At 58.4% G+C, this 19,613-nt stretch carries 19 protein-coding genes and 1 pseudogene; 11 read left to right on the forward strand and 9 right to left on the reverse strand.

Annotated features, from left to right (window positions below; translation table 11 throughout):
* Positions 1-196 precede the first annotated feature (196 nt).
* A complete protein-coding gene (locus ASD60_RS25375) occupies positions 197-1,078 on the forward strand; it encodes a LysR family transcriptional regulator (protein WP_056856905.1) in 882 nt (293 codons plus the stop codon).
* Here the strand turns inward: ASD60_RS25375 and ASD60_RS25380 are convergent.
* Positions 1,062-2,297, reverse strand: a complete 1,236-nt coding sequence (locus ASD60_RS25380) for an MFS transporter (protein ID WP_056856619.1) — start codon at positions 2,295-2,297, stop codon at positions 1,062-1,064. The two genes, ASD60_RS25375 and ASD60_RS25380, sit on opposite strands and share 17 nt — an antisense overlap.
* On the reverse strand, positions 2,294-3,514 hold the full coding sequence (locus ASD60_RS25385) for a YbfB/YjiJ family MFS transporter (protein ID WP_056856620.1): 1,221 nt from the start codon (positions 3,512-3,514) through the stop codon (positions 2,294-2,296). Before ASD60_RS25385 ends, ASD60_RS25380 begins: the two co-directional genes overlap by 4 nt.
* A 226-nt stretch (positions 3,515-3,740) precedes the next feature.
* On the opposite strand from ASD60_RS25385, the gene ASD60_RS25390 reads away from it, so the two are divergent.
* Positions 3,741-4,769 (forward strand): D-cysteine desulfhydrase family protein, encoded by a 1,029-nt coding sequence (locus ASD60_RS25390; RefSeq protein ID WP_056856621.1) that lies wholly within the window; start codon positions 3,741-3,743, stop codon positions 4,767-4,769.
* Positions 4,770-4,846: 77 nt separating this feature from the next.
* Here ASD60_RS25390 and ASD60_RS25395 read toward each other — a convergent pair whose 3' ends face one another.
* Positions 4,847-5,308: an HvfA family oxazolone/thioamide-modified RiPP metallophore gene (locus ASD60_RS25395; RefSeq protein ID WP_056856622.1), complete on the reverse strand. Its 462-nt coding sequence runs from the start codon at positions 5,306-5,308 to the stop codon at positions 4,847-4,849.
* A gap of 214 nt (positions 5,309-5,522) precedes the next feature.
* Positions 5,523-6,479 carry a threonine dehydratase gene (locus ASD60_RS25400; protein ID WP_056856623.1) on the reverse strand — a complete coding sequence of 319 codons (957 nt, stop codon included), beginning with the start codon at positions 6,477-6,479 and terminating at the stop codon, positions 5,523-5,525.
* 95 nt (positions 6,480-6,574) lie between these two features.
* Between ASD60_RS25400 and ASD60_RS25405 the strand changes: the two genes are divergently transcribed.
* From ASD60_RS25405 to ASD60_RS25415, 3 genes are all read left to right on the forward strand, one after another.
* The gene (locus ASD60_RS25405; RefSeq protein ID WP_056856624.1) at positions 6,575-7,396 is read left to right on the forward strand and encodes a helix-turn-helix transcriptional regulator; all 822 of its coding nucleotides are present in this window, start codon (positions 6,575-6,577) and stop codon (positions 7,394-7,396) included.
* A gap of 323 nt (positions 7,397-7,719) precedes the next feature.
* Positions 7,720-9,294, forward strand: coding sequence for a phospholipase D family protein (locus tag ASD60_RS25410; RefSeq protein WP_056856625.1), 1,575 nt, complete (start codon positions 7,720-7,722; stop codon positions 9,292-9,294).
* A gap of 25 nt (positions 9,295-9,319) precedes the next feature.
* Complete coding sequence (locus ASD60_RS25415) at positions 9,320-9,730, forward strand: DUF5329 domain-containing protein (protein ID WP_156386297.1); 411 nt, start codon at positions 9,320-9,322, stop codon at positions 9,728-9,730.
* Positions 9,731-9,959: 229 nt separating this feature from the next.
* On the opposite strand, the pseudogene ASD60_RS25420 reads toward ASD60_RS25415, so the two are convergent.
* Positions 9,960-11,009, reverse strand: a pseudogene (locus ASD60_RS25420) (IS1182 family transposase); the annotation flags it as partial.
* A gap of 76 nt (positions 11,010-11,085) precedes the next feature.
* Between ASD60_RS25420 and ASD60_RS25425 the strand changes: the two are divergent.
* Entirely contained in the window at positions 11,086-11,640 is a 555-nt protein-coding gene (locus ASD60_RS25425; RefSeq protein ID WP_056856626.1) for a GNAT family N-acetyltransferase, read from the forward strand.
* 244 nt (positions 11,641-11,884) lie between these two features.
* On the opposite strand, the gene ASD60_RS25430 is transcribed toward ASD60_RS25425, so the two are convergent.
* Positions 11,885-12,775: a LysR family transcriptional regulator gene (locus ASD60_RS25430; RefSeq protein WP_056856627.1), complete on the reverse strand. Its 891-nt coding sequence runs from the start codon at positions 12,773-12,775 to the stop codon at positions 11,885-11,887.
* A 104-nt stretch (positions 12,776-12,879) separates the two neighbouring features.
* Here ASD60_RS25430 and ASD60_RS25435 point away from each other — a divergent pair, with 104 nt between their 5' ends.
* A complete protein-coding gene (locus ASD60_RS25435; protein ID WP_056856628.1) occupies positions 12,880-13,335 on the forward strand; it encodes a GFA family protein in 456 nt (151 codons plus the stop codon).
* 175 nt (positions 13,336-13,510) lie between these two features.
* Positions 13,511-14,644 (forward strand): aminotransferase class V-fold PLP-dependent enzyme, encoded by a 1,134-nt coding sequence (locus ASD60_RS25440; protein WP_056856629.1) that lies wholly within the window; start codon positions 13,511-13,513, stop codon positions 14,642-14,644.
* 231 nt (positions 14,645-14,875) lie between these two features.
* Here the strand turns inward: ASD60_RS25440 and ASD60_RS25445 are convergent, their stop codons facing one another.
* From ASD60_RS25445 to ASD60_RS25455, 3 genes are all read right to left on the reverse strand, one after another.
* A complete protein-coding gene (locus ASD60_RS25445) occupies positions 14,876-15,244 on the reverse strand; it encodes an antibiotic biosynthesis monooxygenase family protein (protein WP_056856630.1) in 369 nt (122 codons plus the stop codon).
* A gap of 42 nt (positions 15,245-15,286) precedes the next feature.
* The gene (locus ASD60_RS25450) at positions 15,287-16,261 is read right to left on the reverse strand and encodes a zinc-dependent alcohol dehydrogenase family protein (RefSeq protein ID WP_056856631.1); all 975 of its coding nucleotides are present in this window, start codon (positions 16,259-16,261) and stop codon (positions 15,287-15,289) included.
* Between the two features lie 62 nt (positions 16,262-16,323).
* Positions 16,324-16,626 (reverse strand): ArsR/SmtB family transcription factor, encoded by a 303-nt coding sequence (locus tag ASD60_RS25455; RefSeq protein ID WP_056856632.1) that lies wholly within the window; start codon positions 16,624-16,626, stop codon positions 16,324-16,326.
* Between the two features lie 404 nt (positions 16,627-17,030).
* On the opposite strand from ASD60_RS25455, the gene ASD60_RS25460 reads away from it, so the two are divergent.
* The 3 genes from ASD60_RS25460 (at position 17,031) to ASD60_RS25470 (ending at position 19,601) form a co-directional block, all read left to right on the forward strand.
* On the forward strand, positions 17,031-17,609 hold the full coding sequence (locus ASD60_RS25460) for a hypothetical protein (RefSeq protein WP_056856633.1): 579 nt from the start codon (positions 17,031-17,033) through the stop codon (positions 17,607-17,609).
* A gap of 48 nt (positions 17,610-17,657) precedes the next feature.
* Entirely contained in the window at positions 17,658-18,332 is a 675-nt protein-coding gene (locus ASD60_RS25465) for a MarC family NAAT transporter (protein ID WP_056856634.1), read from the forward strand.
* A gap of 114 nt (positions 18,333-18,446) precedes the next feature.
* The gene (locus ASD60_RS25470) at positions 18,447-19,601 is read left to right on the forward strand and encodes a response regulator (RefSeq protein WP_056856635.1); all 1,155 of its coding nucleotides are present in this window, start codon (positions 18,447-18,449) and stop codon (positions 19,599-19,601) included.
* The last annotated feature ends 12 nt before the right edge of the window (positions 19,602-19,613 follow it).

Genomic DNA, 19,613 nt, shown 5'->3' on the forward strand with positions numbered 1-19,613 from the left:
GCCACTGGCTGCGGTATCTGTGCCCCTTCAACCTATGCCTGGCAGGTGATCATGTAAAATGATCATTAATGATTCCGTTGATCGTTTTTGGTGAATCTAAAGGGTCGTTTCACTTGTCTTCCATGGACCTCGTCTCTAATCTCCTTGTAGCGTTAGCCATAGCAATGGCTATTACTTTTTGAGATAGGTGATGTCGATGGATGTAGCGGATCTCAAGGTGGTGGACGCGGTGGCGCGCCACGGCAGCATGAACAAGGCCGCCTCCGAACTGAACACCGTGCAGTCGAATGTTTCTTCGAGGATTCGCTCGCTGGAAGACGAGCTCGGGGTTGCGTTGTTCCAGCGCAGCGCCAAAGGCGTGCAGGTGACGCCCGCCGGCCGCCGCATCCTGCCTTTTGCCGCGCGCTTATCGAAATTGCTGACCGACGCCTCCAGCGCTGCCCGCGATGACGGCCATCCCAAAGGCGTGATGGAAATCGGCACGCTGGAAACCACCCTCGCACTGCGTTTGCCACAGCTGATCGCCCGGTTCGCCAAGGCCTATCCCGAGGTCCGCCCGGTGGTGCGCACCGGCACCACGTGCAGCCTGATCCAGGACGTCCTCGACTGTAAGCTGGAGGGGGCGTTCGTGGTCGGGCCAGTCAATCACCCGGAACTGCACACTGAAGTCGCCTTTCGCGAAGAACTGGTGCTGATCACTTCACCAACGATGCTGCGCATCGACGATGTCGCCTTGGTCGAGAACCTCAAGACCGTGGTATTTCGCCTTGGCTGCTCCTATCGGCAACGCCTGGACACGCTGCTGACCCAGCTCGGCGTGCTGGCGCCCGAGCCGCTGGAATTCGGCTCGATCGAAGCCATCATTGCCTGCGTTTCCGCCGGCGTCGGCATCACGCTCTTGCCCAGAGGCGTCATCGCCGACGCGGCGCGCGCGGGGTTGGTGACGGTGCATGAACTGCCCGCGGAACTGGCTCACGTGGAGACAGTGTTCGTGCGGCGCATCGACGGCTATTTTTCCAGTGCGCTGGCGACCTTTCTGCAAAGCGTGCATGTAGAGGGCGTCACTCCCGCGCTATAAAACCGGGCATCGCAGTCAAACGGGTTTTCACCCAGCCGTTGACGGCGGCGCACAACACCAGCAGCGCGGCGGTCAGCAAAAACACCTGGTGCAAGCCAAAATGCGCGCCGATCTGGCCACCGATCAATGGCCCGATCACCTGCCCGGAAAACTGCGCCGATTGCAGGTACCCGAGAATTTTGCCGGTGTTGTGTTCCGCCACCGAATGGCGGATCAGCTTGGCAATGGCCGGCAGCAGCCCGGCAATGCTCATGCCCATGAGCCCCCGTAACACCGCCAGTTGCCACCATTGCGTGACGTACGCTTGAGGGACCATCAGCAGGCCAGTCAGCAGCAAGCAGCCAATGATCACATTCCAGCTGCCGACCCGGTCGGCCAGTGCCCCCAGCCTGGCGGCGGTCAAGATACTGCCCAGCGCCGAACAGGCCATCACCACACCAGCAATCCGCGCCTGCTCATCCAGGGCGACGCCAAGGTGACCAATGTAAACGGTGATGATCGGCTCGATCGACATGTTGGCCAGCAACACCATCATCGCGGTCAGCAACAGTGCGCCGATGACAGGCCATCGGGAACGTTCATCCGGTGCCTGATTGTTGTCGACTCGTCGAGCACCATCCCGAGCCCGATTGAAGTCCTCGCGGATGAGCGCGATGGTGGTGACCGCCGCCAGCGCAATCATCGCGCCACCGACGAAAAACGTGCCGCGAATGCCTACCCATTGCGGCAGGAATCCGCCCACCAGCGGCCCGATCAAATTACCGGACAACGCCCCTGTCGACAGCACGCCCAAGGCCCAACCGGCCTTTTCCCTCGGCACCTGGGAACCGATCATGACAATAGAGGCTGACGCATAGCCGCCGATCAGCCCGGCGACCAGTCGCAGTACCACCAGATCGGTGACGTCCCGCGCCAGCCCGATCAGCGACATAACGATGGCCATGCCGATGGCCGCTCGCACCAGCATTGGCTTGCGCCCGAAACGATCGGCCAGCCGCCCCCACAGCGGCGCGGTAATCGCCGTGCCAAAGAACGTTGCGCCGAACGCCACGGCGGACCATTGCACCACATCGGCCTGGCTGGTCACGCCCAGTTGTTGCACATAGAGCGGCAGGAACGGCAACAGCATGCTCAGGCTCACCAGCGTGGTGAACGAACCGAACACACAAACGGCAAGATTGCGACGCCAATAAAGTCGATTGCGCTCGGCATAATTCATTTCACCAGAGGCTCCGCTGTCGGACGCTGGAAAGCCGCCAGCACATCGATCACGAAGGCCAGCAACATGGCCGACGTGCCGATGAGAAACAGCAGACTGTAATTGCCGCCACTGGAGGAAAACAGGAACGACAGGCCATAAGCGGCGACGGCCTGGAACAGCGCAAATCCGACCGTGGCGGTTTGCCAGGCTGACGTCTGTCGAGCCGGATGATGGGCGAGAATTTCATGCACGCGGCCCAGTACCAACGGCACGGTTCCGGTGACAAAGGCGCCGACGATGACACTGGAAGCCATCAGCCAGACACTGCCAACCCCGAAAGCCGGGACTGCGACGCAAACGGCCTCGATGATGAACGACACTCGCAATGCGCGACCGAAGCCGACCCGATCCGCCAGCAGCCCGGCCAACAACGGCCCGACAGTCGCGCCGATGCCGAACAGCACCCAGTATTGCGCACCGGTTTGCAGCCCCTGGCCCAGGCCGCGAGCGACGAAATCCACCAGGAAAATCATGTGCGGCACCCAACCGGCAGCGTTGAGTGCGTATTCGGCATACAGCGCCTTGAGCGTGCCGTTAGCGGCAAAGTGACGCGGATGTGAGGTGCCGCTGACCGGGGCATCCGCGGTCGGCCATCCCCACCAGGCCAGCACTGTCAGCAACAGGGAGATCAGGCCGAGGCCGAGCCAGGTCTGTTCAAGACCCTGCTGCAACAACAATGGCACCAGCGTCCCCGAAGCCGCGATTCCGACGCCTACGCCCATGAAGATCAGGCCACCGGCCAGGCCTCGGCGGGATGGCGGAACGTGGGCCAGGACCGTTGGCGCGGCGAGGACCATCAAGGCCCCGCCGGCAACGCCCGAAAGAAAACGCCAGGCAAAAAACCAGGCGAAAGACACCGGCCAGGCGCAGGCAAAAAACGCGATGCTTGCCAGTAGCATCATCGCCCGCAGGGTGAATCGGGTTGAGGTTTTCGCCGCCAGTGAGCGGCCGAAAATCGCTCCCGCCAGGTAGCCGGCAAGGTTCGCCGCCCCCAGGTAGGCCGCCCGGGAAGCGTCGAACCAATGCGCCCCGACCAGCGCTGGCAGCAACGGCGTGTAGGCAAATCGCGCCAGGCCGATCCCCACGAGGCTGGCCGAAAAACCGGCCACCGTTCCGCGCCAGACGCTGGCGGGTGGTGACGCGATACCGGTCGTGATTGACTTCACAGTGTTCATCGTCTGGCCCTCTTTCTTCAGTTGGGCCGACTGTACGCGCGCGCAAGATATCTCAATAAACGAATTAAACAGGTAGCCGTTATCTTTATTAAAGATAAGGCAGACACGCGCTCCGTTAGTTACACCGTGTATCAACAGTAATTCCGCAACCACCCTATATCTTCACCCTCGGGCTTTTTTACAGTGGCCGATGCACTGCGTTCTTTCCCTCCACGAGCGAAACTCCATGCCCCACGACTTGAATCATCTTGATGCCGCGCTGGCTGCCTACCCACGGGTGACTTTGCTCGAAGGCCCGACACCGATCCAGAAACTGACCCGCCTGAGCCAGTTGCCCGAACTCAATGGGTGCAACGTCTACGTCAAACGCGACGACCTCACCGGCCTCGGCGGTGGCGGCAACAAGTTGCGCAAACTGGAGTTTCTACTGGGGCAAGCCCTGGCCGAAAACGCCGATACGCTGGTGACCTGGGGTGGTTTTCAATCCAATCATGCGCGGCTGACCGCCGCGGTCGCCGCACGCCATGGCCTGGCATGCGAACTGATTCTGACGCCGTCAGCCGTGCGCACCGATAACGATTTCTGCCACAACGGCAATGTTCTGCTGGACGATCTGTTTGGCGCCAGCGTGCACCGACTGGCGCGGGGCGTGACCGCGGATGCCTACGCCGCCGAGTTGGTGACAAAGCTCAGGGAATTGGGGAAAAAGCCCTTTGTCATGCCATTGGGCGGGTCCAGTCCCCGGGGCGCCCTGGGTTACGCCGCATGCGCAGCCGAGATCCTGCATCAGGCTGACGCACTGGACCTGCGGTTCGAACGGATCATCGTGCCCAATGGCAGTGCCGGAACCCACTCGGGCTTGCTGGCTGGCATGACGCTCGCCCGCTCGGCAACGCAGATTACCGGTTACTCGGTATTGGCAGACGAACAACAAGCGCTGGCCACGACGCTTGAAAAAACCCGGCAGACCTTGCACCTGCTCGATCCCGCCGCCGCGCTGGTTGAAAGCGCCATCAACGTCGACGGCAGCCACCGTGGCGACGCCTACGGCGCACCCACCGAAGCGATGCTTGAAGCTGTGCGCCTGCTGGCGTCCAAAGAAGGCTTGCTCACCGATCCCGTTTACGGCGGTAAGGCGTTCGCCGGACTGCTGGCCGCTATTCGCCGAGGTGAATTCCCGCAGGGCAGTAACCTGTTGTTTGTCATGACTGGCGGCTTGCCCGGGCTGTTTGCCTATCGAAGCGCGTTCGTCTGACTTGGCACTTCACCAGGCATAAAAAAACCTCCCCGGGCACAAACCCGGGGAGGTTTTTTTACAGCTGTGTCGAGTGATCAGCCTTGGGCCTTGCTCATCTTGGTGAACAGTTCGGTCGGTACTTTCTTGCCGTTGGAGGTGTATTGATTGGTGCGGAACTTGTAGACCTCGCCTTCGGAGAGGAAACCGTCGTTGTTGGTGTCCATCGCCTTGAATTCTTCACCACCTTGCGGGGCTACGGTCAGCAGTTCCTTGAGCGAAACGCGGCCATCGTGATCGGTGTCGGTACGGGCGAACGAGGCGTCGCCGCATTTGCCTTCACCACACTTGCCTTCGCCAGCCTTGGTCACTTTCGCGCCAGCTTCGTCGGCACCGCATTTGCCTTCACCACATTTGCCTTCACTGGTTTTTTCCGCCGAGGCCAGCTGATACCCCTGAGGCAGAGCGTCTGCAGCGAATGCGGTCGATGCCAGATTCATGCTGCCGGCCAGTGCAACAGCGATCAGGCCAATACGGGATTTGTTCGACATACGGGACATGGTGATTCTCCGGATACTGTGTGCGGCCAGGCCGCTAAGGTCATTGCCACTAAGGGCGATAAGCCGTGGTGCGAGGCGCATCTGCTTTCTCGCTAAGGCAGGGCTATTTGACTGCAACCGTGTATCCAGGATGTATCGGCTTGCAGGGCATTTGTAAGCCAGTCTCCGAACAAGGGCTGCGGATACACAGCGATACACTTGCCCAGGCACTGTTTTACCCAATCACGTTCGCAAACACCGATTGGTCGACGTTGGCGCCGGACAGAATCACGCCGACCCGTTTTCCCTGCATCGATTCACGCTCCTGCATGAGCGCCGCCAGGGCCGCTGCGCCCGCCCCTTCGGCGAGGTTGTGGGTGTCGGTGTAATACACCCGCATGGCCTCGGCAATCTGCTGATCATTGACCGACACGATCCGCGCCGCGCCTTGGGCGTAAACAGCAAAGGCTTCAGCAATGGGTTTGCGCACCGCCAGGCCGTCGGCAAAGGTATCGGCCGAGGCGGTTTCGCATATTGCTCCCGTGTCGAACGATAACTTCGCGGCGGCAGCTTCGCTGGACACCACGCCCACCACTTCAGTCTTCAAACCCAGCGCATCACGGGCGGCGATCACTGCGCAAATCCCCGAACCACAGCCGATCGGCACGTAGACGCTATCCAGGTCCGGCGCAGCCTTGAACAGCTCCAGCGCATAGGTGGCCACGCCTTTGACCAGCTCAGGATGGAACGGCGGCACCAGGTACAGGCCTTGGGCTTGCGCCAGGCGTGCAGCCTCTTCACGGGCTTCATCGAAATCGCGGCCATACTCCACCACTTCGCCGCCGAAGCCGCGCATGGCGTTGTTCTTTTCCAGTGAATTGCCTTGCGGCACGACGATCAAGGCGCGCAATCCCACCGCACCTGCCGCCAGTGCCAGGCTTTGTCCATGATTGCCTCGGGTGGCGCTGACGATGCCCTGCACATCGGGATGCTCGCGTTTAAGCCAATGCATGAAGGTAATGCCACCGCGCACCTTGAACGCACCGGTCGGCGTGTGGTTTTCATGCTTGACCCACACCGTGCAACCCAACCGTTGCGCCAGCAAGGGCCAAGGGTATTGGGCAGTGGCAGGCATGACCTGATAAACACGTTGGGCCGCTTGTTCGATGTCGTCGCGAGTCAGTCTGTGCATGAGTTGCTCCCCTGAGGTTTTGCCCAGTGTAGATACGCCGCCCTCTACCGGCTTTCAGAAAACTGACCTGCCTTTTCTACCCGCGGTTGATTAGTATGGTTTTCATGAGCCATCGAAACCGCCAACCGTCACCCCCACCGCCTGAACCGGTCCGCCGTGTCGAAGTCGGGCCGTGGCTGATCGAATTGCTCCCCGGCTGCGCCTACGCGACCCGCTATGTCGCGCCTCAATCGGCGATTGGCTTTGCCTACGACAGCCAGCGAGGCGTGCACGCAATCGGCAGCGACCGGGTACTGCCCTTCAATGCCGTGCCTAACGGCCTGGCGTTTGTACCTGCCGGGTGTGACGTTTTATCCGAATCCCCAAGGGGCGGCGAGTACCTGCGAGTGCTGCGCACTGACGGTATCGCGCTGGCGGGCGACCGTGCCTTCAACAACCGCATCGACCCGCAAGCCACGAACCTCGCCCTGCGACTGCGCAGCGCCTTGTTGCGGGCATCCGTGGAGGATGACTGGGAGGCCTGGGCGCTCGCCTTGGCGCAAAGGACGACGGCTAACACCAAATGCGCAACCCCGAGCGCTGACGCGATAACCGGCAACCGCCTGCGTTTGCTCGATGAGTTCATTGACGCTGGCCTCGATGGCCCGCTGGGAGTTCAGGCAATGGCGCAATTGCTGGGCTTGTCCGAAGGCTACTTCATGCGGGCATTCAAACGTGCCACCGGCAAGAGCCCGCACAGTTACCTGATCGACCGACGTCTCGCCAAAGCCCGCGCCCTGATGCGCGACTCGACCGCCACGCTGACGGAAATCGCCTACCGTTGCGGTTTCAACTCCCAGGCGCACATGGCGACCCTGTTCAGGCAACGCCTGGGTGTGAGTCCGGCGCAGCTGCGCAGAAACTCGCAATTTAGTTAGCACCTGATTCTCTCGCGGTTCACCAGCTCTCCCTGACTAAACCTGCGCGCTGGACACCTGTGTCTGCGCTGCCATGAAAATGCGTCGCTCTGTCATTTTCATAAGCTTTGGCAGTTGATTTTTTTCTTGTCGATTGCTGGCGACACCCTCTTTTGCGCGTCATGCAAACACCGCAATTGCCACCGGGATGAACTACTCTGCAAAAACAAATCCGCAGATCGAAGAAACAGTCCGCAAGGTCGAAACCACCGCAGTGCTGGTGGCACCAACCGACCATTCTTCGGGACCCGGCATCCCTGATCGCATTACTCGGAGTACGCTCCGTGGGAATCAAACAGCCCCTGCTTGCTCTGCTGTTGCTCACCTTGCTGTTTGGTGGCTGTACGACCCCCAACGCCCCTCACATACCCAGTCAAGCCTTGCCTGCAAGCGACTCGCCATTCGGGCGGTCTATCCAGGCCCAGGCAGCCCCGCATCAAGGCCAGTCGGGCTTTCGCTTGCTATCCGATAGCGCTGAAGCGTTCAGCGCCCGCGCCGAACTGATTCGCAACGCTCAACGCAGCCTCGATTTGCAGTACTACATCGTTCACGACGGCATCAGCACGCGGATACTGGTGAGCGAACTGCTCGACGCCGCCGACCGCGGAGTCCGCGTGCGGATACTGCTCGATGACACCACCAGCGATGACCTGGACCGAATTATCGCGTCGCTGGCTGCGCACCCCAAGATTCAGATCCGGGTATTCAATCCGCTGCACCTGGGCCGCAGCACCGTTGTGACGCGAACGATGGGCCGGCTGTTCAACCTGTCGCAACAACACCGGCGCATGCACAACAAATTGTGGGTGGTGGACAACAGCGTGGCCATCGTCGGGGGGCGCAACCTGGGGGACGAGTATTTCGATGCCGAACCCAACAAGAATTTCACCGACATCGACATGCTCAGTGTCGGCCCGGTTGCAGAACAACTGGGACATAGTTTTGACCAGTACTGGAACAGTGCCCTGAGCAAGCCGATCGAGCAGTTCCTCTGGACCATGCCGACAACCAAGGACCTTAAGAATACGCGGACCCGGCTGGACGAATCCCTGGAGGAAACGCGCATCCAGAATCACGCGCTCTACCAACAATTGATGAGCTACACCACCCACCCTCGCCTGCATGTCTGGCGCAGGGAACTGATCTGGGCCTGGAACATTGCGATGTGGGATGCACCGAGTAAGGTCTTGTCGGAAGGCGAACCACCCCCGTATTTGCTTTTGACTACTCAGTTGGCACCCGAGCTGAACGGGGTCACCAAGGAACTGATCATGGTTTCAGCCTACATGGTGCCTGGCCAACCCGGGGTGGTGTACTTGACCAGTCGTGCCGACGCCGGCGTGTCGATCAGCTTGCTGACCAACTCACTGGAAGCCACCGATGTACCCGCTGCACACGGTGGTTACGCGCCTTATCGCAAAACCTTGCTCAAGCATGGTGTGCAGTTGTTCGAATTGCGCCGCCAGTCCGGCGACAATGGCAACAGCGACAGCGGACCGCGCCTGTTCCACAGCGGATCCTCCAATAGTTCCGACTCCAGCCTGCATACCAAGGCGATGATTTTCGACCAGCAGAAAGCGTTCATCGGCTCGTTCAATTTCGACTCGCGCTCAATACTGTGGAACACCGAAGTCGGGGTGTTGGTGGATAATCCGCAACTTGCCGGACGGGTGCGCGAACTGGCCCTGGAAGGTATGTCACCGCCCCTCAGCTATCATGTCCTGCTGGAAAAGAACCAGTTGGTCTGGGTTACCGAGGACAACGGCAAACCGCATACATTGACCACGGAGCCAGGGAGTTGGTGGCGACGCTTCAATTCGTGGCTGAGCAGCGCGATTGGGCTGGAGAAGATGTTATAGCTGACTTTCAGCACCGGGATTGATCATGCACATGTGGATGAGGGGCACGGCTCTGTTGATCAGCCGATGGATAATGGCCGCGGGTATCAGCCTTTTCGCCATCGTCACTGAAGGGCAAGTTCTGCCCACACCTCAAGTCACTCAAGAGATAAAAGGCTTGCTGGATTTTGTCGAGCACAGTGAGTGTCAGTTTGTGCGCAACGGAAACCAATACCCAGGTCCCCGGGCTCGGGCGCATCTGCAGAAGAAGCTGGATTTTCTCGAAGACAAGAACAAGGTGCACAGCGCAGAAGACTTCATCGAGCTTGCTGCCACTAAAAGCAGTATGAGTGGCCGCGCCTATGAGGTGCGATGTTCAGATGTCGTGGAACCGGCCAGCACCTGGTTGAAGAGAGAGCTGCAGAGGCAACGGCAACTCAAGAAGGGCAGCAACTGATTTTCTCACGGTGCTACATCTCTTCTCCTGCTTCAAAGAGACGCTTGACCGTCCGCTTTTGGCCCAGAGTGTGTAAAAACGCAATGGCTGTGGTGCAGTAATCGGTAGCTCTTCACTGCACTGAAGACTTGTAGGGCCTCAACCAAGCCAAATTGGTGTTACTGGTTTTGCTTGGGGTTTTAGCCCCCGGAGCACATGCCAGATGCACTATCAGGCCGCTAAAAAGGCCTCAGGCCTTCATCGCCGCCATCAAGGCATCGCTGCCCAACAGCCGCAACACGCGTTTGAGGTTATAGGCGAGCACATGCAGGCTCATCTCGGTACTCACTCGGCCTAGGGTTCTGGTAAGGAAATGCGTGGCGCCCATCCAGGACTTCAATGTGCCGAAGGGATGCTCAACCGTTTGGCGCCGGATGCGCATCATTTCTGGCGCTTGATCAAGGCGACTTTGCATCGCCTCGAGTACTGATTCATGCTCCCAGCGGCTAACTCGCCGCTCAGAACTGGGCGTGCACTGCTGCTTCAACGTGCAACTCTTACAGTGTGAGCTCCAGTAACGATGGAACTTCAGCCCTTTCTCAACGTGTGAAAAACGCCAGATCAAGCTTTGCCCAGCAGGGCATCGATACTCGTTCGTTGATGCGTCATAGATGAAATCATCTTTGCCGAAACGGCCAGCCGCTGTCGCTCCCGAGGTCACCGTCTTGGGTACGAAAACGGTGACTCCAGCCTCATGGCACGCGAGAATTTCTTCACCCTTGAAATACCCTCTGTCTGCGACTGCCGACAGTTCTTCGACACCCATGGCCGCTCGGGCATGCATGGCCATAGAACTCAGTTGGTCTCGATCAACACCATCATTCGTTACTTCGTGCGCAACTATCAGGTGGTGCTTCGCATCGACCGCCGTTTGAACGTTGTAGCCGACCATTCCGGTTCCGCGCGTTTTCATTGATCGAGCATCAGGATCGGTTAGCGAGATCTGTTTATCCGGTGTTTGGTTTAGCTGTACCTCGATTTCCTTGAGTTCCTGCATCTTGGCTTTTAAGGCCGCGATCTTGTCATGGAGCCGTTCGGCTTAGACCTGGGCAACGGAAGGCTCGCGACGGTCTGCGGTATCGAGTGCTGTCAGATAGCGATTGATACTGGACTCAATTTCCTCCATTCGCCGCTTAAGCTTGGCGCTGGTGAAGTTCCGATCCCGATTGTTGACCGCCTTGAACTTGCTGCCGTCGATGGCAACGAGCGCTTCCGAGAACAATCCCAGTTGCTGGCACAGACACTCGACACTCCAGCTAATGGTCTGAGAAAGTACCGATCACACCCGCCACAGTGCTCGCGAAGGATTTCATGCCATGGATTGCCCCCCCACACTTTACACCAGCCGCCTGATCCTCACGCCGCTTCAACTGACTGATGCGGCGGCGGTGCAGCAGTTGTTCCCCCAATGGGAGGTCGTCCGATATCTGGACAGCCGCGTCCCATGGCCATATCCGCAGGATGGCGGGCTGGTTTACGTGCGCGATATGGCTCTACCCGCCATGGCCGCGGGACGAGAGTGGCACTGGATGATTCGCACGCTCGCTCAACCTGAGCGCAGCATCGGTAGCATCAGCCTGTATGACCAGCCTGGCAACCACAGAGGCTTCTGGCTCGCCCCGCAGTATCAGGGGAACGGCTACATGCGCGAAGCCTGCAAGGTCATCAACGCCTACTGGTTCGAAACATTATTGCGCCCGGTCATGCAGGTGCCCAAGGCCGTCGCCAACCACGCTTCGCGCAAGGTGTCCCAACATGAAGGCATGCGCATGATCGAGACACGGGAAGGACGTTTCGTCTCCGGGGCCATGCAGGTTGAAGTATGGGAGATGACGCGAAGCGAGTGGCTCGCCGCAAGGACTGAATCTTGACCTGGTTTTCTGTCAATGCGAGCTACAGGCCCCTATCGGCCCAGACTGTGTAAAAACTCTCACGAGGGCTCGACTGGTTAAAAACGACCAAAAAATTGCGAGCCTATGTAAATTTCAGGTCTGTTGACCCCACGCGCTTTTCTAGATTGACATAGGAGCGCGCACTTCGATTTTTGGTCGGCGTTTTTACACACTCTGGGCCGAAAGCCGCCCGCTTCGAATGCCATCTCCTGTCCGTTCTCGGCTAAGCGCTTTCGTCCAGGTAAAGCGACAGCGCCTCACTCAGGGCTTCAAATGTTTTGGCAATCCGCCCGACGTTGCGCAGGTCATTGTGCATGGCAATCCAAACATCAACGTCGAAGCCGAAGCTGTCAGGCAAAACCCGGATCAGTCCATAGGTCGCTGCGACGGTGGCTGGACATAAGCCAAACCCAAGGCCGTTTCTCAGCGCAGCGAGTTGAGCAAGGTGGTTGTCGGTGGCAATAGAGAACGGCTGGTCTGCCTCACACAGTCCCGCCTCGATCAGCCGACGCCTGTCGGCGGAGCGTCGGTCGGGGCCAATCAGCGGCGCACGACGCACGGCCTCGAGACTTGCAGGTTCGCCATAGCGTTCAAGGCATTGGGCACTTGCGTAGAGGCCGACTCGCAGAGCACCAGCACGTCGCACGACGACTTCGGCTTCTCTGGGCCGCACGAGCCGCACAGCGATGTCTGACTCCTGTCGGGCAAGGTTCTCCAGCGAATCGTTGATACTGATTTCGAGCTTCAACGTTGAGTGCCTGTAATGAAACTCGCGCAGCAAACCGGGTAGTACCTCAACGCCCAAAAAGGCGCTGCTAGTGAGCCTGACAGTGCCGCACGATACGTCCGTTTCAGCACTGGCCATGCGATTGAACGCCTCGGCAGCCATCGCCATGGATTCGACATGGTGAACAAGCCCACGTGCCGAAGCAGTAGGCACCAGGCCAGCGCAGGTTCGGGTGAACAGCTTCACCCCCAGACCCGCTTCAAGGCTTTCCAGGCGTCGACGAGCCGTTGCCTGCGCAATGCCCAGCAATCTGGAGGCGCCTGACAGGCTGCCACTGCGCAACACTGCCAGGAATACTCGCTGACTTTCCCATTCAAGGCCGCTCATCTATTTCGTACCAACGGTTGCTCCGTTTATTGTCTTCTGCCGGGTTTGAGGAACGTGGATGATGCACGTCTCTTTCGTAACGCAGCAGTATAAGGAGCAATACCATGGGTTTCACCGGTCAATGCCGATGCGGACAAGTCCATCTTCAACTGCAGATTGAAGCACTTGCACCGTTGTACGCATGCCATTGCCTTGACTGCCAGCGCTGGAGCGGCAGTGCTTTTGCCTTGCATATGCTCTGTGCCGCTCAGGCTATCGAGATCTCGGGAAGCACAACGACGTACATCCATACTGCACAAGGACATACCTCTACGCAGTACGCCTGCAGTACGTGTTTCACCCGCCTGTTCAATGAGACTGACGCCGCCCCGGGCATGCGTGTCCTGCGTGCCGGCGTACTCCACGGCGCAGACCGTTTGACGCCCTTGGCACACATTTGGGTCAAGCGTAAGCAGCCGTGGATTTCGCTGCCAGAAGGCGTAGCGCAGTGGCCGGAAAGCCCAACTCCCGAAGAATTCGCAGTGGCCATCAGCGAACAGGCACCAATTGCTGCACTTTAAGTAACGGGTTAACGACCGAACGTAAGGGGGGGCAGGCATCTTTAAGGCCCACCCTCCTCCGACCCAGCAGCCACCTGCGAGCACAGAGCTCGCCTTTCAATCGAGCAATCTTGTCATTTGCCAAGGCTTAGGGCAGGGTCGATACCACTGATATCTCTGCCAAAGGAGTCACTCCATGTCAAAGCTATATCCCAGTATCGATCCCGAAGGGCTGGTCGAGTACTCAGTGGTCTACACCGACCGCTCGCTCAATCACATGTCGCAGTCGTTTCAAGGCGTGATGAAGAACATCTCCACGACCCTGAAACAGGTCTACAACGCCGAGGCGGTTGCGGTGGTCCCGGGTAGCGGCACATTCGGCATGGAAGCGGTAGCGCGACAGTTTGCCAGCGGCCAACCATGCCTGGTGATACGCAACGGCTGGTTCAGTTATCGCTGGAGCCAGATCCTCGAGATGGGCAGCATTCCGGCGGCCACCACGGTGCTCAAAGCCCGACCGGTCGAGACGGGTCGCCAGGCAGCCTACGCCCCGCCCCCTCTGGACGAAGTGCTGGCGGCCATCGCGGCGCAGAAGCCACAGGTGGTCTTCGCCCCCCACGTTGAAACCTCATCCGGGATTATCCTGCCCGACGAATACATTCGCGCCGTTGGTGACGCCGTGCATGCGGTAGGTGGCCTGTTGGTGCTCGACTGCATCGCCTCAGGCACGATTTGGGTGGATATGCACAAATGCGCAGTCGACTTGCTGATCAGCGCACCGCAGAAAGGCTGGAGCGCCTCCCCTTGCTGCGCGCTGGTGATGCTCAGTTCTCTGGCCCTCGAGCGCATCGAGCAGACGCAGAGCAGCAGCTTCGCCTGCGACCTGAAAAAGTGGCTGCAGATCATGCAGGCTTACGAACAGGGCGGACATGCCTACCATGCAACCATGCCCAGCGATTCCCTGGCGCGGTTCAACGAAGTGATGAAAGAGATGCAAGCCTACGGATTCGACAAAGTCCGCGACGAACAACAGGCGCTGGGTGATCGGGTGCGCGCCATGTTGACTGGCAAAGGCATCAAGAGCGTGGCCGCAGCCGGCTTTCAGGCCCCTGGTGTGGTGGTGAGTTACACCGATGATGCCGACATCAAGAGCGGCAAGAAATTTGCCGCCCACGGCCTGCAGATTGCCGCCGGCGTGCCGTTGCAATGCGACGAGCCGGCCGACTTCCAGACCTTCCGCATCGGTCTGTTCGGACTCGAAAAGCTGCACAATATCGAGCGCACGGTCAGCACCCTTGAGCAGGCGCTGGACGAGGTGATGGCTCACTAAGCCCTTATCTTCAATTGCCCCCGCCGAGGGTCGTAATGCTGTTCACTTAAGCGAACATTAGCATCCTGTGGCGAGGGAGCTCGCTCCCGCTGGGCTGCGCAGCAGTCCCTTTTAGGGCCGCTTCGCGCCCCGGCGGGACGGTGCGGCGATCCGACAAGCTCCCTCGCCACGGGTGTTCGTCCTTAAGTGAACAGCATTACCGCTAAGCAGTTTGAGAAAACGAAACTGGCTTCAAGGCCACAAACCTCTTGATGCGCTGGCAGCAGCCATGCCAACGGAATGGTCTAAACCATCATGTTCGTCAGTCATAAAGGCTGCCCCCTCAATGTGGTAGACCGTCGGTTCTGCCGAAAAATATTCCTCCAAGCCCATCATGAACAGCCGATGGTCTTCGCTCGCTTCGAAGCCCGGCGTGTGATCTTCAAGTGATTGCCATCTCACGATCAGGTTGAACCGCTCAGGGCTTTCGATTCCCTGCGCGAGCAAGTGGCCGCCGTAACCTTTGGCGCGGCGGAGCAAAGGTGCGACGTCGGCAAATGCACGTCGGAACATTTCAATGCGTTCCTTGTGAACGGGGAGCAGAGCGATCTCATAGATCATGGTGTTCCTCTCAATTGACTTGAACGATTAAAAAACATGCGTTTACGCGATAAGCGATGGCTCGACTGCAATCGCAATTTTTCCTCGAATACCGTTGTTCGGACTTTCCAGCCGAGCATGGGCGAGCGCAATGTCCGCAAGCGAATAGACAGCGCCAACGTGTGGCCGCAGCTGGCCGCGCGCAATCAATGCGCTCAACTCATCCAGCTTGCCGCGGTTTTGCCGGGTAAAAACGAAGTGATAACTCGCATTCTTGCCCCACGCCTGAACGAGATTTTGTGGCTGTGCTATGTCCACGATCGAGACGACACGGCCAAGTTGAGCGAGCACGTCGGGGCTGCGGGACAATGTGTTGCCGCCGATGGTGTCGAAAACAACATCAACGCCGTGGCCGCCTGTTTCCCGCATGACGGCGTCAACATAATCTTCTTTTTCGTAGTCGATGATCACATCGGCACCCAAGCTGCGGGCGAACTCAGCGTTTGCTGCGCGTACGGTTGTGAACACTCTTGCTCCCATGGCTTTCGCCAGCTGGATCGCGATATGACCGACGCCTCCGGCGCCGCCGTGTACAAGAATGCTTTCACCGACTCTGAGCGCGGCACGCACGACCAGCGCTTCCCACACCGTCCCGCCAACCAAGGTCAGGCTTGCGGCCTCAAGATGGCTCAGCGTGGGTGGCTTCTTCGCGACAATGCTTTCGGCAGCGAGGTGGTACTCGGCATAGCTGCCTGGCCCATCAAATATCTGCGGGGTGTACCAGACTTCGTCTCCTGGAACGAAGGTCGTCACGCCCGGCCCAACGTCTTCGACAACGCCAGATACGTCGTGCCCGGTAATGGCCGGCAGTTGCACCAGGTCGGGATAGTCGCCACGTCGAACCTGGTAATCCAACGGATTGATGGAGGTTGCGTGTACCCGCACCAGGACTTGCCCCGCGCGCGGCACAGGCTTGGGCACCTCGCAGAGTTCAAACGCTTCAGGACCGCCAAATGCTTTAAGTATCATCGCTTTCATAATGAATCCTCGTATCGACAAAATGGGATATCGAGATATCTCGATATGCTACGGTAAAAAAATTACAGATCTTTCCCTATGATCTCGGCAAGCGCATTGATGGTTGCTTCATTTCGTTTGTAATAGGTCCACTGGCCTATTCGCCTGACTTCGACCAGGCCAACACGCTGCAACGTGGCAAGGTAACCGGACACCGTTGACTGCGACAGCCCGATGCCTTCTTGAATACTGCTGACGCACACTCCGACCGTGAGAACGTCACCTTCATCCTGTGGAGGGAAGTTCTTTACGGGATCCTTCAAACCTTTCAGGATTTCAAGACGCGTAGGGTTTGAGAGGGCTTTGAATATTTCGATCAATTCCATAAACCCGAGGATATCGAGATTTATCGATATGTCAATATGAGAATTCAGACAATTCTGTGCTTTTAATTGCAACCGTCCCAAAAAGCAGGCTTCGGAGGCTGGTGTGCGTGGGACCTCCCCCCTTTGGCTAGAGGAAGTTCCCCCCAGAACGCGGCAGGCTTTCCTGTTCTGTGGCCTTCGAAGTGTCTTCCACAACCAATGGTGTCACGGCCGACCGGACCAGCAGTCCGCCGTCAATGTTGAACTCACTGCCGGTGACGGGACGTGCCATCTCGGCGCTTACTCAGCCCAGATGTTGGCTAAAGCCAGGAATGGCCGCTTAACTAGAGGCATCGACGTGTAACCGAGTGACCAACTTGCTGCGCACGGATTCGCCCTTTCCAACCTCCACGGAAAAGCAGCCCATGAAATCAATCCGCTCCCTTCCCTGCGTCATTGCCCTCGCCTCACTCTTCTCGACGGTTTGCCTGACGGCCCATGCCGACGACATACCGTTGGGCAGCAATTCCATGCAAGGCCATATTGTTTCCCGTGTACTGGCCGTTGATCCCGCCAACCACCAGGTCACCATCGAAGGACGTGACAAGAGTCCGGTGCCCATCCAACTCACAGACCAGGCCAAGAACCTGCACAATCTGAAAGTCGGCGACACGGTCGACATCCATGTGGTTCGCTCGGTGGCGTATGTGCTCGATACCGATGTGGGCGGCACACCCGGCGTTAGCAAGGAATCGATGACCATCCGCGCCACCAAGGACAATCCCAATCCCGGCGGTGAAGCGGTTCGCGAGGTCAAGGTCACGTCCAAGATCACCCGCATTGACTTGAAACAGCATGAGGTGACCTTGCTTCCGCCAGAGGGCGAAGCGACTGTCCTGAAAGTCGAAGATCCGAAGCTTCAGGAAAGAATGAAGAAGCTTCAGGTGGGGCAGACAATCGATGCCATCTATACCGAAGTCATGACGGTCAAAACCTCACGCTGATTGCGTTTGCCGATAACGTGGCCTCGAACAACAGGACTTGAGTTCGATATGACAGATCTGTTCAACGCAATCGGCCTTGGGTTATTGGCACTGCTGCCACTGACGAACCCGCCTACGACAGTTGCGCTGTTTCTCGCCTTGAGTAAAGGGTTGAGTCACAAGGAAAAAAACACCCAGGCTTTTCTGACGTCGTTCTATGTTTTTCTGATCATGGCAGTGACCTACTACGTAGGCGCGTTTGTCATGGACGCGTTTAACATCTCCATCCCGGGCTTGCGTATGGCCGGTGGCGGAATTCTTATCATCATGGGCTTGAAGATGTTGTTTCCGCCGACTGTTGCCCCCTCTTCCTTGAGCAACGGCCCACAGGAACAACCGAACTTTGCCTTTATCCCGCTGGCCATGCCGAGTACCGCCGGGCCTGGCACCATTGCGATGATCATCAGCTCCGCCGCCACGATCAAAAACAGTACCTTGTTTCCTGCCTGGGTCTTGGTGGTCGCCCCACCGCTGATTTTCCTGTTCACCGCACTCATACTTTGGGTATGCCTGCGGGGTTCGGGAATCATCATGAAAATCATGGGACAGTCAGGCATTGATGCCATATCACGGCTGATGGGTTTTCTTCTCGTGTGCATGGGCGCGCAATTCGCCATTAATGGTTCAGTGGAAATCATCCAGACCATCATCGACAGCAATGCTCATCTGTTCCAGCATTCGTAACGGACAACTCAAGTACAACGGTTACTCCAGCAGCAAACGCGATGAATAGAGCTACGCTTGACTGCAATGGAAGGACTTTGGGCAATCCTTCAAAGGGCAGCGGAGCCAAAAGACATGGGTATTGAACAGGATGTTTATCCTGCGACCACCGTTCTGGTGGTCGATGACACGCCAGACAACTTGATGTTGATGGCCGATCTGCTCAAGGACAAATATCGGGTCAAGGCCGCCAACAGCGGCGAAACGGCGTTGCGCATACTGCAAAACAATCCACTGCCGGACCTGATCCTGCTCGACATCATGATGCCGGGGCTGTCCGGTCATGAGGTCGCACGCAAGCTGCAGCAAGACGCACGCACCCGCGACATCCCGATCATTTTCCTCACGGCACTGGCGTCATTGGAAAACGAAATCCACGGCCTGGAGTTGGGCGCGGTTGACTACATCACCAAGCCCATCAGTCCACCATTGGTCCTGGCTCGGGTGCAGACCCAACTGAAGATCAAGGCTGCGGCTGACTTCCTTCGCGACCAGAATGAATTCCTCGAACAGGAGGTCCAGCGCCGCACTCGCGAGGTGGTGGCCATTCAGGATGTCACTATCCACGCCATGGCTTCGCTGGCCGAAACCCGCGACAACGAGACGGGCAACCATATCCGCCGCACCCAACACTACGTCAGGCTGCTGGCTGAATTGCTGCGCGATCATCCGCGTTTCAATCCAGTGCTCAACGATGACAGCATCCGCCAGTTGTTCAGGTCGGCGCCGCTGCACGATATCGGCAAGATCGGCATTCCTGATCACATCCTGCTCAAACCGGGGCGGTTCACTGCGGATGAATTTGAAATCATGAAGACCCACACCACGTTGGGCCGCGACGCTATTCAGCGTGCCGAGGACCAGTTGGGGCTTTCAGTGGACTTTCTGCGCGTGGCCAAGGAAATCGCCTACAGCCACCAGGAAAAGTGGGACGGCAGCGGCTATCCGCAGGGATTGGTCGGCGAAGAAATTCCAGTCAGTGCCCGGTTGATGGCGGTGGCGGACGTTTATGACGCGTTGATCAGTCGTCGTGTATACAAGGCCGGAATGCCGCACGAGCAGGCCGTGGAGATCATTCGTCAGGGGCGCGCGAGCCACTTCGATCCTGACGTGTGCGATGCCTTCCTTGCCAATGCCGAGCAGTTCCATGCCATTGCCGAGCGGTTTACGGACAGCGATCAGGACATGACCAGGCTGGCCGACCTGCAACGCCTTTCGCAAAAGCCCTGAGCGGTGAACACG

Origin of the sequence: Pseudomonas sp. Root562, from assembly GCF_001427125.1 — a bacterium.
GTDB lineage: Bacteria > Pseudomonadota > Gammaproteobacteria > Pseudomonadales > Pseudomonadaceae > Aquipseudomonas.

Excerpts from the sequence above, each read along its gene's own strand:
- ASD60_RS25400 (WP_056856623.1), bottom strand. The coding sequence starts at position 6,479 with ATGCACAGACTGACTCGCGACGACATCGAACAAGCGGCCCAACGTGTT.
- ASD60_RS25385 (WP_056856620.1), bottom strand. The coding sequence starts at position 3,514 with ATGAACACTGTGAAGTCAATCACGACCGGTATCGCGTCACCACCCGCC.
- ASD60_RS25455 (WP_056856632.1), bottom strand. The coding sequence starts at position 16,626 with ATGGAATTGATCGAAATATTCAAAGCCCTCTCAAACCCTACGCGTCTT.
- ASD60_RS25430 (WP_056856627.1), bottom strand. The coding sequence starts at position 12,775 with ATGAGCGGCCTTGAATGGGAAAGTCAGCGAGTATTCCTGGCAGTGTTG.
- ASD60_RS25375 (WP_056856905.1), top strand. The coding sequence starts at position 197 with ATGGATGTAGCGGATCTCAAGGTGGTGGACGCGGTGGCGCGCCACGGC.
- ASD60_RS25435 (WP_056856628.1), top strand. The coding sequence starts at position 12,880 with ATGGGTTTCACCGGTCAATGCCGATGCGGACAAGTCCATCTTCAACTG.
- ASD60_RS25380 (WP_056856619.1), bottom strand. The coding sequence starts at position 2,297 with ATGAATTATGCCGAGCGCAATCGACTTTATTGGCGTCGCAATCTTGCC.
- ASD60_RS25470 (WP_056856635.1), top strand. The coding sequence starts at position 18,447 with ATGGGTATTGAACAGGATGTTTATCCTGCGACCACCGTTCTGGTGGTC.
- ASD60_RS25405 (WP_056856624.1), top strand. The coding sequence starts at position 6,575 with ATGGTTTTCATGAGCCATCGAAACCGCCAACCGTCACCCCCACCGCCT.
- ASD60_RS25395 (WP_056856622.1), bottom strand. The coding sequence starts at position 5,308 with ATGTCCCGTATGTCGAACAAATCCCGTATTGGCCTGATCGCTGTTGCA.
- ASD60_RS25415 (WP_156386297.1), top strand. The coding sequence starts at position 9,320 with ATGCACATGTGGATGAGGGGCACGGCTCTGTTGATCAGCCGATGGATA.
- ASD60_RS25440 (WP_056856629.1), top strand. The coding sequence starts at position 13,511 with ATGTCAAAGCTATATCCCAGTATCGATCCCGAAGGGCTGGTCGAGTAC.
- ASD60_RS25390 (WP_056856621.1), top strand. The coding sequence starts at position 3,741 with ATGCCCCACGACTTGAATCATCTTGATGCCGCGCTGGCTGCCTACCCA.
- ASD60_RS25450 (WP_056856631.1), bottom strand. The coding sequence starts at position 16,261 with ATGAAAGCGATGATACTTAAAGCATTTGGCGGTCCTGAAGCGTTTGAA.
- ASD60_RS25425 (WP_056856626.1), top strand. The coding sequence starts at position 11,086 with ATGGATTGCCCCCCCACACTTTACACCAGCCGCCTGATCCTCACGCCG.
- ASD60_RS25465 (WP_056856634.1), top strand. The coding sequence starts at position 17,658 with ATGACAGATCTGTTCAACGCAATCGGCCTTGGGTTATTGGCACTGCTG.
- ASD60_RS25460 (WP_056856633.1), top strand. The coding sequence starts at position 17,031 with ATGAAATCAATCCGCTCCCTTCCCTGCGTCATTGCCCTCGCCTCACTC.
- ASD60_RS25445 (WP_056856630.1), bottom strand. The coding sequence starts at position 15,244 with ATGATCTATGAGATCGCTCTGCTCCCCGTTCACAAGGAACGCATTGAA.